The organism is Sphingomonas donggukensis (assembly GCF_023674425.1).
GTDB lineage: Bacteria > Pseudomonadota > Alphaproteobacteria > Sphingomonadales > Sphingomonadaceae > Sphingomonas > Sphingomonas donggukensis.
In genome coordinates this window covers 824,963-838,269 of the sequence record NZ_CP098401.1, presented here as the reverse complement: position 1 = coordinate 838,269, position 13,307 = coordinate 824,963, and the positions used below count along the sequence as shown (strand labels likewise).

Below are 13,307 nucleotides of genomic sequence, written 5' to 3'. Positions count from 1 at the left end.
AACACATTGAAATATATGCGACCGAGTGCTCGGACCCTTGATAGTGCGAGTTATTCTGTGCGCAATTCCGCATCGACGCGGCGCAATTTGTGTGGAATTTCGCACAAGGTGACGATTCGACTTCCTTCCCGCCTTCGCTGGCTGGTTTTGGCCACGCTCGGGCTCGCGCTCGTCGCCGGGCTGGTCGCCGACCGCTGGGCGAGCGGACGGGCGCGCGCCGTCGCCGACGATGCCGCAGCCACTGCGGCACGATCGCACGTCGGAGTGTTGCAAAGCGAATTGCAGAAATTCCGCCTGCTGCCGCTCGTCCTGACCGAATATCCCGGCGTCGCGGCGGCCCTGGCGGGCGATGCCGAGGCGGCGCGTGCGCTCGACCGGACGTTCGAGCTGCTGGCGGCGCGCACCGATGCCGCCGATCTCTACGCGATCGATGCGAGCGGTCGCACGGTGGCCGCCAGCAACTGGCGCAAGCCGACCAGCTTCGTCGGCCAGAACTACGGTTTCCGGCCCTATTTCCAGGGCGCGATGCTGCGCGGGGCGTCGGAACTGTTCGCGCTCGGCACAGTCAGCGGACGCCCCGGCCTGTACCTGGCACGGCGCGTCGAACAGCGCGGGCGGGCGCTGGGCGTCATCGTCGTGAAAGTCGAGTTCGACGGGCTGGAGGCCGGCTGGGCACGCACCAGCGGCGCGAGCTTCGTGGTCGATCCGCGCGGCGTGATTCTGGTCACCAGCGAGCCCCGCTTGCGATTCCGCACGATCGGCCCCGTCGATCCGGCACTGGTCGCGACCGCGCGCCAGACGCTGCAGTTCGGGGCGGCACCCCCGGTCCCCGCCCCGATCACGATCGTCGGCAGGGCCGCGACCGCGACGCTTGGCGGCGACACCGCGCGCTACCGCCTGAGCAGCATGCCCGCGCCGCTGACGGGTGCGCGGCTGATCCACCTTGCCCCGCTCGAACCGCCGCTGGCCGCCGCGCGCATCGCCGCGGCCCTCGTCGCGCTCGCGCTGGTGCTGGTCGCCGGCATCGTCGCGGCGCTGCTTCTGCGCGCACGCGACACCCGCCGCTTGCAGGCCGAGGCGCGCGCCGCGTTGGAGGGCGAGGTGTCGCGCCGCACCGCCGAACTGCGCGACGCAAACGTCGCGCTGCGCCGCGAATCCGAGGAGCGGCTGATCGCCGACCGTCGTTATCGCGAGGCGCGCGAGGAACTGGCGCAGGCCAATCGACTGGGCACGCTGGGCCAGGTGACCGCCGGCGTCGCGCACGAGATCAACCAGCCGGTCGCCGCGATCCGCGCCTTTGCCGAAAACGGCGCGACGTTCCTCGACCGCGGCGCACCGCAGGACGCGCGCGACAATCTGCGCCAGATCGTCGCACTCGCCGACCGCATCGGCACGATCACGGGCGAGTTGCGCAGCTTCGCCCGGCGCCGGACCCGCGGCGGCGGCACCACGCGCGTCGGCGATGCGCTCGACGGCGCGCTGCTGCTGGTCGGTGAGCGCGGACGCGGCGTGATGCTCGGCGGCGACGCGCGCGATACGGTGGTGCGCGGCGACCGCATCCGGATCGAACAGATTCTGGTCAACCTGCTGCAGAACGCGCTCGACGCCACCGCGAGCCTGCCCCACGCGCGCGTCTCGATCGACGCGCGCCGCGACGGCGACCGGGTGACGATCGCGGTGACCGATACCGGCGCCGGCATCGATGCGGCGATCGCGGACCAGCTGTTCACGCCCTTCACCACCGGCAAGACCGACGGCCTCGGCCTCGGCCTCGCCATCGCGCGCGACATCGCCCGCGACCTGGGCGGCGAGCTTTCGCACCGTCCGACCGCGACCGGCGCGGCCTTCGACCTCGAACTGGCGGTGGCGCGATGACCGTGATTTTGGTCGAGGACGACGACGCGCTGCGCATCGCCACGGCGCAGGCGCTGACGCTCGCCGGCCTCCACGTCACCGCTTACGCCGATGCGCCGAGCGCGCTGGCCGCGATCACCCCGGCATTCGAAGGCGCGGTCGTGTCCGACATCCGCATGCCGCGCATGGACGGCCTGCAGCTCCTAGCCGCGCTCCGTGGGGTCGATGCCGATATCCCGGTCATCCTCGTCACCGGCCACGGCGACGTCGCGATGGCGGTTGCGGCGTTGCATGACGGCGCTGTCGATTTTCTGACCAAGCCCTTCGCGACCGACCATCTGGCGGCCAGCGTCACCCGCGCGATCGGGCGTCGCCGGCTGGTGCTCGAGAACCGCGGCCTGCGCGCCGCCGCCGCGGCCGCGGCGAACGACGACGCCGGCCCGCTGACCGGCGACAGCCCGGCGATGGAGCGGCTGCGCGCGACCGTCCGCCAGCTGGCCGAGGCCGACATCGACGTTCTGGTCGAGGGAGAAACCGGCACCGGCAAGGAGCTGGTCGCGCTGATGCTGCACCGCCTGGGGCCGCGCCGCGCCCGGCCGTTCATCGCCGTCAACTGCGGTGCCCTGCCCGAGGGGCTGGCGGAGATCGAGCTGTTCGGCCACGCCGCCGACAGTGTCGCCCACACCCGCCTGTCCCGCGACGGGCAGATCGCGGCATCGTCTGGCGGCACATTGCTGTTCGACGAGATCGACAGCATGGCGCCGGCGATGCAGGCGAAGCTGCTGCGCGTGATCGAGGAGCGCGAGGTGCTGCCGATCGGCGCCAACCGCCCGACGCCAATCGACCTGCGGGTGGTCGCGACGTGCAAGCGCGACCTGGGGGAGGCGGTCGCCGCCGGCAGCTTTCGCGCCGACCTCTATTACCGGCTTAACACGGTGCGCGTCCGCGTGCCGCCGCTGCGCGAGCGCGAGGGCGATACGCTGCATCTGTTCGCGCGCTTCGTCGAGGAGGCGAAGGCGCAGCTGGGCCGCGACGACTTCGCCCTGACCCCCGCGATCAGCCGTCGGCTCACCGATCACGACTGGCCGGGCAATGTGCGCGAGCTGCGCAATTTCGCGTTCCAGGTGGTGCTCGGCACGGTCGATGCCGTCCCCGCCCCGCTCGCCGACCTGCCCGCGCAGGTCGCCGCGTTCGAGGCCGCAGCGATCCGCACCGCGCTGGAGCGGGCGCAGGGACGCGTGCCAGTGGCGCTCGCCGAGCTCGGCATCCCGCGCAAGACCTTCTACGACAAGGTCGCGCGCCACGGCATCGACCTGGCGACGTTCAGGGTACGCTGACACCCATGTAAATAAGCGTTCCGGAAACGCGCGGTTTCGGCTATGATCGCCCCTGTGAGCACCGCGATTCCCCACAAGTTCGCCATCCCGATCGACGTCGCCGACATCGATTTCATGGGGCATGTGAACAATGCCAGCTACCTGAAGTGGGTTCAGGAGGCGGTGTTGAGCCATTGGCGCAGCCTAGCCCCGGTCGAGGCGGTCGCCGGGCATCTCTGGGTCGCACTGAAGCACGAAATCACTTATCGCCGCCCCGCCTTCCTCGACGACGACGTCATCGCGACCGTCATCCTCGAGAAGGTCCACGGCGCCAGCGCCTTCTACGAAACCGTGATCCGTCGCGGTGAAGAGGTGCTGGCCGAGGTGAAGTCGCGCTGGTGCTGCATCGATGCCGAGACGAAACGCCCGGCCCGGCTCGCGCGGTCGGTGATCGACCGATTCTTCTCAGCCGACTGACCGCGGCGGGCAGTTCGCGGGCGTGGGTCGCAGTAACGCACGCCCCGCCCGTGCCGCGGTTGCCTGCCCGCGCTCCAAGGCGACCTGTCCGTTGACCAGCAAGGCCTCCACCCCGACCGCAAGCCGCGCCGGATCGGCATAGGTCGCGCGGGGCGCATATGCCCGCGGATCGATCACGACAACGTCGGCGAAATACCCGCGGCGCAGATAGCCGCGGCGATCGATGCGGTAGATGTCGGCAGTGGCGCCGGTCGACTGGCGGATGAACGCCGGCAGGTCGATCACTTTCCGCTCCAGCACATAGCGGCGGTATTTCTCCGGGAAGGTCGCATATTGCCGCGGATGGCCGTCGGAGCCGTCGGATCCGGTCACCACCCATGTCTGACGCATGATGGCATCGACGTCGCGATCGGCCATGTTGAACGATGCGATCGCGGTGCCCTGAAATCCTGTCGTGCCGGTAGTCAGGATGCGCAGCGCCGCATCGACCGGGTCCAGCCCCCAGCCCTTCGCCACCGCGTCGAGGCGCCGACCGCTCCACGGCTGCCCCTTCGCGGTGAACAGGATCGCGCCCGCCCCGCCGCGCCTGCGCAGATTCTCGGTCAGTTCGGCGCGGACGCGCGCGGCGGTTTCGGCGCCCGTGATCCGGGCGAGCGCCGCGCGGTATCCGCCCGCCACCACCCATCCGGGCAGCAGCGCGGCGTCGAGCGACGAACCGGAGGCGAGGTATGGATATTGGTCGGCGGTCACTGCCTTCCCCGCCGCGCGCGCCCGCTCGATCGCGGCCACGATCGCGCCCCCCTGCCCCTGCACATCGACGCCCAGCGCTTTCAGATGCGCGAAATGCACCGGTGACCCGCTCTCGCGCCCGATCCGCAGCGCCTCCGCCACCGACGCGAGCACGCCGATCGTGTAGCTCGATTCGTCGCGCTGGTGCGTGTCGTACAGCCCGCCGCGCTACCCGACCTCGCGCGCCAGCGCGATGACCTCCTCGGTCGTGGCGTAGCTTTGCGGGGCGTAGAACAGCCCGGTCGAAAACCCGCTTGCACCGTCGCACATCGCGCCCGCGACCAATGCGCGCATCCGGCCCATCTCGATCGCGTCCGGCGCGCGGGCGGCGGCGCCGAGCACCCGTCCGCGCACCGCACCGAAGCCGACGAACGGCACCATATTTGTCCCGACTCCGCGCGCCACGACGGACTTCATGTCGCGGGCGACGTCCGGACTGCCATAGCCGTCGACGCCGACGACGATCGTGCTGACACCCTGCGCCAGCCACGGCGCGTTCGCGCGCGCCGCCGGATCGGGCGACCGGATGTAGCTGTCGGGATGGGTGTGCGCGTCGATGAAGCCGGGTGCGACGACGAGCCCCTGCGCGTTGATCACCCGGCGCGCGGGCGTGCGCCGCGGCGGGCCGACATAGGCGATGCGGCCGCCGACGATCTCGACGTCGCCGACGACCGCGCGGCGGGTGCTTCCATCGTAGAGGGTACCGCCGCGGATCGCGATGTCGACCACCGGTGGCGCGCTCGCCCCGACCGCCAGCCACGCCGCGACGATCGCCAAGCGACGCATGTCAGGCGACGGCGGCGTCGGGCAGGCCGAGCAGGTCGTGCATCGCCCGCGCGACATTCTCCAGGGTGTAGGGCTTCTGTACTACCATGCGCCCGCGGTGCGGATCGGGCAGTTGCGCCTGCTCGCCGTAACCGGTCGCGAACAGGAACGGAATGCCGAGTTCGTGCAACCGGTCGGCGACCGGGAAGCTGGTGTGATCGCCCAGATTGATGTCGAGCATCGCGACACTCGGGCGCGCGCCCTCGATGATGTCGAGTGCCGCATCGATCGACGCCGCGGTCGACACCGACGCCGCGCCAAGCCGCGTCGCGATATCCTCCGCATCCAGCGCGATGATCAGGCTGTCTTCGAGCAGCAGCACGTCCTGTCCGGCGAATACCGCATCAGGCGCCGGTGCGCTGTGGCCGACGCTGGACCGCGGGAAACGGACTGCCGGACCGGCTGCCACCTTGGCGTTCGAAACATGACGGCCCGGTATCCGGAACACCGCCTCCACCCCGTCCATCGCATAGTCGATCCGCGCGTCGCCTCCCAGATCATAGGGGACCGAGCGATCGATGATCGTGGTGCCGAAGCCCTTGCGCGTCGGCGCCACGACCGGCGGGCCGCCGGTTTCGCGCCAGCGGATCGTCAGGTCGCCGCCCTCGACCCGGTCCCAGCTGATCGTGACCTTTCCTTCCGGCACCGACAGGCTGCCGTATTTCGTCGAGTTGGTGACCAGTTCGTGGATCACCAGTGCCATCGTCGAATAGGCTTGGGGATTGAGCATCACCGGCTCGCCCTCCGACACCACCCGCTCATGTTCGTCGACGAAAGCCGCTGCTTCCGCGTCGATCAGCGCCTGCATCGGCGCCGGTCCCCAGTGATCGTCGGTGATCTGGTTGTGCGCCCGCGCGAGCGCATGGATGCGCCCGTCGACCATCTTCACGAAGTCCTTCACGACCTCATCCGATGGCTGCGACTGTCGGATCAGGCCGCGGATGAGGCCCAGGATGTTGCGGACGCGGTGGTTCAGCTCGGCGATCAGCACTTCCTGCCGCGCACCTGCCTGGCGCCGCTCGGCAGACGCTTCGTCGGCCAGGCGCAGCACCACTTCGATCAGGGTCGCGCGCAGCGTCTCGGCGACGCGCAGCTCGGACGGGGTGAACGGCTCGGACTTGCCCTCCACCAGCTCCTTCCACTCGGCAAAGCTTTCGCGCGGGGTCAGGCGCGGGCCGTTCGGGCCGTATTCGACCGGCTTGTGCGGGTCGCCGGCCCAGCGCACCGATCGCACCATCTCGGAACGGAACAGCACGACGTAGTCGCGCGGCGATCGCGAAATCGGGATGGCGAGCATCCCCGCCGCGTCGGCGGCGAAGTCCTTCGCCTCCGGCACGATCGAGGCGATGTGGTCGGTCGCGAAGACCTTTCCCGCCGCGGTCGCGTTCAGCGCGCGGACGATCTTGCGAAAGCCCTCGGTCGGGGGCGTCACCCCGGAAAACGCGTAATTGCCGGCCAGCCACACCGCTACGCCGTCCGCCGGGATCGCGTGGGTCAGGATGTCGCCCAGCCAGTCGGGATCCTTCAGCAGGGCGTCGTCCGAAGCGACCGCGCCCAGCAGCTGGTCGGAAATGTCGCGCGCGCGCCGCTCATATTCGACCGTCTCCTGCCGTTCGCGGCTTTCGAGGCGCATCGAGAACATCTGCGCGAATAGCTCGCTGACCGACCGCCGCTCGAACGACGGGCAGCGCGGCGCGTAATGGTGGCAGGCGAACAGCCCCCACAGTCTTCCATCGACGATGATCGACAGCGACATCGACGCGGCGACGCCCATGTTCTTCAGATATTCGATGTGGATCGGCGACACCGACCGCAGGATCGACAGCGACAGGTCGAGCGGGCGGCCCTGCTCGTCGCGCTCCGGTACGATGCGCACCGGATCGGCATCGACGTCGGTGATGATGCGCAACAGATTGCGCTTGTAGAGTTCGCGCGCCTGTACCGGGATGTCGCTGGCCGGATAACGCAGGCCCATGAAGCTGCCGATCCCGGCCTTCACCGCCTCGGCGACCACTTCGCCCGATCCGTCCTGCGCGAAGCGGTACACCATCACACGGTCGAACCCGATCAGCGCGCGGACCTGACGCGCACCTTCGCGGAAGAAGGCGGGCAAGTTGGCGCACTGGTCCAGTCGCGCGATCATCGACCGCATCGTGCCCGTGGCGTCGCCCTGCGCGCCGCTGGCGGGTTCGGCCTCGATCACCACCGATCCGCCGCTCATGTGGATGGCGACGTCGAACCGCGGCGATCCCGGTATCAGTTCACATGCGAAGATCCGCTCGACGGCGTCGGGGCTGCGCAGCATCGTCGTGCGGTTGCGCAGGTCGTGGATCACCTTGGCGTCGACGACATCCGCGAGAGGCGTGCCGATCAGCGCCTCTGGCGAAAGACCGATGAACTCGGCGACGTTCGCCGACGTCCGCGCGACGATCCAGTCGGCGGTCAGCGCGATCAGAAACCCGATCGGCTGGATCGCGCCCAGGATATGGATCGGTTCGCGGTCGCAGTTGGTCAGGTCGACCGGATCAGATGCTGCCTTCAAGATCGTCCGCCTTCAGATATGCCGTGCCGGCGTGCTCGAACGTCCGGAACACCGCGATCGCCGCCGCGACGGCATCGTCCCGATCTTCGGGATCCGGCAGATGGATGTCGAGCAATGCCAGCAAGTCGCGCCACAATTTCGAATCGACCGAACCCAGAAACCGCTGGGGAAGTTCCGCCGGCACCCCGCGCTTCAGCATCGCACCGCCCAGCCGCGATCCTTCGAGGACATAGACGCTGCCGAGGATCTGCGCGGTTCCCGCAATCGCCGGCGCGGCCAGCAATGGGGGCGCGGCCACGCCCAGCTCGGTAAGGTCGGCGCGCAGAGCCGCCGCGCGCGTGCGACGATCCCAGTCGGGCAGGACGCCGCGCACGCCCGCCGCCTCCAGCGCAGCCTCGACCGGCAGATGCGCCGCCGCCTGCGCGCGCAGGAACGCGGCGTACCCGCTGCGCGTGCCGAGGTCCGCGCGACCGAATGCCGCTTCCACGCGGTCGTGCCACGCGGCGGTCGCCGATTTCAGGTGCGTGCGGACGTCGAACACGGGCATGACGGGCGCAGCTAGGCCATTGCCACGGCAGCGTCGACTCGTTCCGGTGCCGGCAACGCATCGGCCAGCATCGAATCCGACCGTGCCAGCACCCGCAGCTCCAGGCCCGCCGCACGCGCGCGCTCCAGCGCCAGGGCGGTCGGCGCCGATATCGCGACCAGCATCGGGCACCCCGCCAGCACCGCTTTCTCGACCAGTTCGTAGGAGCAGCGCGAGGAAACGATCGCGAAGCCGCCGTCCCAGCGATACCCGGACCGCGCCATCGCCCCGATCAGCTTGTCGAGCGCATTGTGCCGCCCGACATCCTCGCGGACCAGCCGGATCGCGCCGCGGTCTGAACACAGCGCCGCGGCGTGGACGGCGCCGGTCGCGCGGCTGAGCGGCTGGTGATCGCGCAGGGCAGCGAGCGCCGCGAACACCGCGGCGTCATCGGCCTGCGTCCGCGCCCGTACCGGCGGCAGCGGGCGCATCGCCTGCTCCAGATTCTCGATCCCGCACAATCCGCATCCTGATTCCGACGTGCGGTGCCGCACGCGGCCGTGGATGCGCGCCGAGACCCGATCGGCCAGCGTCACGCGCAGGATCGTGCCGCCGGCGGTCGCATGGCGATCGATATCGACGATGTCCCTCGTTCCGTCGGCCAGCCGTTCGGACAGCACGAAACCGTGCGCGAGATCGTCGAGGTCGACCGGCGTCGCCATCAGCACGGCATAGCCGATGCCGTTCACCTCGATCGCGACCGGCACTTCCTCCGCGACCGCACGGGTCACGTCGCGGATCGTGCCGTCCGCGCCACGCTCCGCGAAGCCGCCCGCGCGCGCGCCGGTCACGCGACCAGCCGCACCGGGACGCTCTTGGCGGCGGGCACGTGGCTTTCATCGGCATGATGCTCGACCGGCATCAGCACGTTGCACTCGGGATAATAGGCGCCCAAGCATCCGCGCGGAATGTCGTAGGCGTGAACGATCAGCCCGTCGCGCCGCCGCGCGACCCCGTCGCCGGCATCGCTTTCCAGCGCGACGATCTGCCCCTCGGCCAGCTGCATCTCGGCCATGTCCGCGCGGTTGATGAAAAGCACGTCGCGGGTGCCCTTCACGCCGCGGAACCGGTCGTGATAGCCATAGACCGTCGTGTTGAACTGATCGTTCGAGCGCAACGTCATCAGCCGGAACCGCCGATCGGCATCCGCGAATCCCGTCGCCGACAATCCCTCAGGCGCCAGGAATTCGGCCTTGCCGCTCTTCGTCAGCCAGATGCGCTCGGCGGCCTTGTTGCCCTTCCAGAAGCCGCCGGGCGTGAACATCCGCGCGTTGAAATCGGGGAATATCTCCGGATACGTTTCCTCGATCGCGTCGCGGATCAGGGCGTAATCACCGACCCACGCATCCCAGTCGATCCGCGGATTCGGCGGCAGCAACCGCTTCGCCAGCGCGCCGACGATCGCCGGTTCGGACAGCAGGTGCGGGCTGGCCGGCGACGCCTTGCCGCGCGAACCGTGGATGCAGCTGGTCGAATCCTCGACCGACACCGCCTGCTCGCCCGACGCCTGCACATCGCGCTCGATCCGGCCGAGGCAGGGCAGCAGGTACGTCACGCGCCCTGCGAACAGGTGGTTGCGATTGAGCTTCGTCGCGATCTGCACCGACACGTCGAGCTTCGGCCACGCCGCCTCCATCGCCGCAGTCTCCGGCACCGCGCGCAGGAAATTGCCGCCCAGGCCGATCACCGCCTTCACCGATCCGTCGATCACACCGCGACACGTCTCGACGGTGTCCAATCCCTTTTCAGTCGGCGGATCGAAACCGAATTGGGCCTTCAGCTTCGCGACCGGGACCAGCTCGGTCTTCTCCGTGATGCCGACCGTGCGCTGCCCCTGCACGTTGGAATGGCCGCGCACCGGCGTCGGCCCCGCGCCGGGCTTGCCGATGTTGCCGCGCATCAGCAGCAGGTTGACGAGCATGCGGACGTTCTCGACGCCCTTCACATGCTGGGTCAGGCCCATGCCGTACACCGCCATCACCGCCCGCGCCTTGGCATAGCGCCGCGCCGCCGCCTCGATCTCGGCCAGCGGCACGCCCGCCTCGGCTTCGATCGCCGGCCACTCCGCACCGCGCACCTTGGCCACGAACGCGTCGAAGCCGTGGGTATGCTCGGCGATAAAGTCGTGGTCGAGCACTGCCGGGCTGCCCGCCGTCAGCGCGGCATCGTCCCACTCGACCAGATATTTGGCGATCCCCATCATCACCGCCAGGTCGCCGCCCGCCTTCACCTGGATGAACTGGGTGGCGATGTTCGATTCCTTCAGCAGCGTCATCTCGACCGGATTCTGCGGATCGGTGAACCGCTCCAGACCACGCTCGCGCAGGGGATTGACCGCGATCACCTCGCACCCGCGCTTGCGGGCGGAACGCAACGGGTGGAGCATCCGTGGTGCGTTCGACCCGATGTTGTGACCGAAGATCATGACGAGGTCGCACACCTCGAAATCGCGCAGCTGGGTGGTGCCCACCGGCACGCCGATCGCCGCCTTCAGCCCGACCGAAGTGGACTCGTGGCACATGTTCGAACTGTCGGGCAGGTTCTGGTTGCCGAACATCCGCGCCATCAGGCCGTACATGTACGAGGTTTCGAGGCTGGCGCGTCCCGAGGCGTAGAACACCACCGATTTCGGATCGAGCGGCTTCAGCGCCGCGGCGATGGTATCGAACGCCTCGTCCCACGCACACGCGACATAGCGGTCGGTCGCCGCATCGTAGCGTAGCGGGTGCGTCAGCCGGCCATGCTGCTCCAGCGCATAGTCGCTCCAGCTGCGCAGCTCGGTCAGCGTGTGCTTCGCGAAGAATTCGGGCGTGGTGCGATAGCCGGTCAGCTCCCACGCCGTCGCCTTGGCGCCCTCTTCGCAGAATTCGGCGGGGTGGTGGTCGGCGGGCTTCGGCCACGCGCAACTGACGCAGGCGAAGCCGTCCGGCTTGTTCTGGCGCACCAGCTCGCGCACCGCCTCCGGCGACACCCGCTCGCGCGGCAGGATTTCGGCGACCGAGCGCAGCGACCCCCATCCGCCCGCCGGCCCCTTGAACGGTGTCAGATCGGGGTTGTCGAACTGTTGCTTAGCCATCTCGGTCACGTCTCCCAGCGGCTAAACGCTACGCCCCTTACCCGGTTGCGTCCATTGCGGGTGTCGCGGAACGGCGGCGGTCGGCGCGGGTTGAGCGAGTGGAAACGCCCGCCTTGCTCAAGGAGTTAACATGGATCAGCCTATCCGCTATACGCCCGCGATCGAAACGCCCGCAGCCGATGAGGCGGAGACGATCCGCGGGCTGAACGAGCAGTTCAAGATCATCCTGGACACCACATCCGCCGACACCGGCCACGGCCTGCGCGCGGTGCATGCCAAGGGTCACGGCATCGCGCGCGGCACCTTCACGGTCGCCGACAACCTGCCGCCCGAGCTGGCGCAGGGCATGTTCGCGGAGCCGGGTGAGCACGAGGCGATCCTGCGCCTGTCGACCAACGCGGGCGACATCCTGGACGACTCGATTTCGCTGCCGCGCGGGCTCGCGCTCAAGATTTTGGACGTGAAGGGCGAGCGACTGCCGGGGTCGGAGGACGCCAGCACGCAGGATTTCGTCATGGTCAACGGCCCGGCGTTCGCCGCGCCCGACCCCAAAGCGTTCCTCGGCAATCTGAAACTGCTCGCCAAGACCACCGACAAGGCCGAGGGCGCGAAGAAGCTGGTGTCGGCGCTGGCCCGCGGCGCCGAAGCCGCGCTGGAGGCGGTCGGGGGCAAATCCTCGTTCCTCCAGACGCTCGGCGGCGCGAAGCCCGTGCATCCGCTCGGCGCGACCTATTACTCGCAGACGCCGTTCCGCTACGGCGACTATATCGCGAAATTCTCGCTGGTGCCGACGTCGGCGATCAAGGATTTCGCCGACGAGACGGTCAATGCGTCGGGTCGCCCCGATGCCATCCGCGAGGCGGTGAACGAGCTGCTGATCGAACAGGGCGGCACGTGGGAGTTGCGCGTGCAGCTCTGCACGAACCTGGAGGACATGCCGATCGAGGATGCCAGCGCCGTCTGGGACGAGGAGGCGAGCCCGTTCCGCACCGTCGGCACGCTGCGCGTCGAACCCCAGATCGGGTGGCAGCATGGCGTGACCGAGACGACCGACGACGCGTTGGCGTTCAGCCCGTGGCATGGGCTTGCCGCGCACCAGCCGCTCGGCGGAGTCAATCGCGCCCGCAAGTCTCCGTACGAATTCTCGGCGGATTATCGCGGGCGGGTCAACGGCTGCCCGATGCACGAGCCTTCGCGGCTGGAAGACGTCGGCGCCTGATCCGCGCTCGGCCAGTATTCGGCTAGTTCGGCCAGATCGGCGGGGGTGTTGACGTTCGCCAGCACCCCCGCCGTCGCCACCTCGACGGCGCCGACGTGACGCGCCCATCCCCACACCGATCGGTCCTCCGCCGTTGCGAGATAGGCGTCCAGCACCTCCGCCAGTGCGACGGGCCAATAGCCTAGCAGGGGCTGCCCGGCGGCGACCGCTGGTCGTTCGTGCAGCAACCGCGCCGCCACTTCATCCGGGAGCACGGGAATGTCGCAGGCGATCGTCAGCACCCCGGCCATGTGCTGTTCCGCGGCCAAGTGGAGCGCCGCGTTGATCGCTCCGAGCGGGCCGAGACCCGGCCTCGGGCGATCCGCAACGGACGCATAGCCACCGAATTCCCGCCCGCAGACGACGACCTGCGACGCCCATTTGCCGACCGCGCGTGCGGCATGTTCGATCAGCGGGCGCCCCGCCAGCACCGCCAGCGCCTTGTCGCTGCCGAAGCGTCGCCCTGCCCCGCCGGCGAGGACGGCACCCAGAATTCGGCGTGGTTCGAGTGGCAAGGTCATGCCTCTTGCTAGCCGCTTGTCATCAGCCGGTCACGGACGACCGACATGCTGCCGCTACCAAAC

At 69.2% G+C, this 13,307-nt stretch carries 11 protein-coding genes; 4 read left to right on the top strand and 7 right to left on the bottom strand.

The window, feature by feature from the left end:
- Window positions 1–108 precede the first annotated feature (108 nt).
- From M9980_RS04080 to M9980_RS04070, 3 genes are read left to right on the top strand one after another with little or no spacing between them, the layout of a single operon-like run.
- Window positions 109–1,875: a sensor histidine kinase gene (locus tag M9980_RS04080; protein ID WP_250753634.1), complete on the top strand. Its 1,767-nt coding sequence runs from the start codon at window positions 109–111 to the stop codon at window positions 1,873–1,875.
- A complete protein-coding gene (locus tag M9980_RS04075) occupies window positions 1,872–3,191 on the top strand; it encodes a sigma-54-dependent transcriptional regulator (RefSeq protein WP_250753631.1) in 1,320 nt (439 codons plus the stop codon). The genes M9980_RS04080 and M9980_RS04075 overlap by 4 nt, the downstream gene beginning before the upstream one ends.
- Before the next feature lie 42 nt (window positions 3,192–3,233).
- The gene (locus M9980_RS04070) at window positions 3,234–3,647 is read left to right on the top strand and encodes an acyl-CoA thioesterase (RefSeq protein ID WP_250753628.1); all 414 of its coding nucleotides are present in this window, start codon (window positions 3,234–3,236) and stop codon (window positions 3,645–3,647) included.
- Here M9980_RS04070 and M9980_RS14295 read toward each other — a convergent pair.
- From M9980_RS14295 to M9980_RS04045, 6 genes are read right to left on the bottom strand one after another with little or no spacing between them, the layout of a single operon-like run.
- On the bottom strand, window positions 3,636–4,550 hold the full coding sequence (locus tag M9980_RS14295) for an amidohydrolase family protein (RefSeq protein WP_340689112.1): 915 nt from the start codon (window positions 4,548–4,550) through the stop codon (window positions 3,636–3,638). The two genes, M9980_RS04070 and M9980_RS14295, sit on opposite strands and share 12 nt — an antisense overlap.
- A gap of 54 nt (window positions 4,551–4,604) precedes the next feature.
- On the bottom strand, window positions 4,605–5,222 hold the full coding sequence (locus M9980_RS14290; protein ID WP_340689111.1) for an amidohydrolase family protein: 618 nt from the start codon (window positions 5,220–5,222) through the stop codon (window positions 4,605–4,607).
- A 1-nt stretch (window position 5,223) separates the two neighbouring features.
- Window positions 5,224–7,803 carry an HWE histidine kinase domain-containing protein gene (locus M9980_RS04060; protein WP_250753625.1) on the bottom strand — a complete coding sequence of 860 codons (2,580 nt, stop codon included), beginning with the start codon at window positions 7,801–7,803 and terminating at the stop codon, window positions 5,224–5,226.
- Window positions 7,787–8,350 carry a biliverdin-producing heme oxygenase gene (locus tag M9980_RS04055; protein WP_250753622.1) on the bottom strand — a complete coding sequence of 188 codons (564 nt, stop codon included), beginning with the start codon at window positions 8,348–8,350 and terminating at the stop codon, window positions 7,787–7,789. Before M9980_RS04055 ends, M9980_RS04060 begins: the two co-directional genes overlap by 17 nt.
- Before the next feature lie 11 nt (window positions 8,351–8,361).
- Window positions 8,362–9,180, bottom strand: a complete 819-nt coding sequence (fdhD, locus tag M9980_RS04050) for a formate dehydrogenase accessory sulfurtransferase FdhD (RefSeq protein ID WP_250753619.1) — start codon at window positions 9,178–9,180, stop codon at window positions 8,362–8,364.
- The gene (locus M9980_RS04045; protein WP_250755052.1) at window positions 9,177–11,465 is read right to left on the bottom strand and encodes an FdhF/YdeP family oxidoreductase; all 2,289 of its coding nucleotides are present in this window, start codon (window positions 11,463–11,465) and stop codon (window positions 9,177–9,179) included. Before M9980_RS04045 ends, fdhD begins: the two co-directional genes overlap by 4 nt.
- A gap of 130 nt (window positions 11,466–11,595) precedes the next feature.
- On the opposite strand from M9980_RS04045, the gene M9980_RS04040 reads away from it, so the two are divergent.
- Window positions 11,596–12,684: a catalase family protein gene (locus M9980_RS04040; RefSeq protein WP_250753616.1), complete on the top strand. Its 1,089-nt coding sequence runs from the start codon at window positions 11,596–11,598 to the stop codon at window positions 12,682–12,684.
- On the opposite strand, the gene mobA is transcribed toward M9980_RS04040, so the two are convergent.
- Window positions 12,618–13,244, bottom strand: a complete 627-nt coding sequence (mobA, locus tag M9980_RS04035; protein ID WP_250753613.1) for a molybdenum cofactor guanylyltransferase — start codon at window positions 13,242–13,244, stop codon at window positions 12,618–12,620. The two genes, M9980_RS04040 and mobA, sit on opposite strands and share 67 nt — an antisense overlap.
- Window positions 13,245–13,307: the final 63 nt, after the last annotated feature.

Excerpts from the sequence above, each read along its gene's own strand:
- M9980_RS04075 (WP_250753631.1), top strand. The coding sequence starts at position 1,872 with ATGACCGTGATTTTGGTCGAGGACGACGACGCGCTGCGCATCGCCACG.
- M9980_RS04070 (WP_250753628.1), top strand. The coding sequence starts at position 3,234 with ATGATCGCCCCTGTGAGCACCGCGATTCCCCACAAGTTCGCCATCCCG.
- M9980_RS14290 (WP_340689111.1), bottom strand. The coding sequence starts at position 5,222 with ATGCGTCGCTTGGCGATCGTCGCGGCGTGGCTGGCGGTCGGGGCGAGC.
- M9980_RS04055 (WP_250753622.1), bottom strand. The coding sequence starts at position 8,350 with ATGCCCGTGTTCGACGTCCGCACGCACCTGAAATCGGCGACCGCCGCG.
- M9980_RS04045 (WP_250755052.1), bottom strand. The coding sequence starts at position 11,465 with ATGGCTAAGCAACAGTTCGACAACCCCGATCTGACACCGTTCAAGGGG.
- M9980_RS04040 (WP_250753616.1), top strand. The coding sequence starts at position 11,596 with ATGGATCAGCCTATCCGCTATACGCCCGCGATCGAAACGCCCGCAGCC.
- mobA (WP_250753613.1), bottom strand. The coding sequence starts at position 13,244 with ATGACCTTGCCACTCGAACCACGCCGAATTCTGGGTGCCGTCCTCGCC.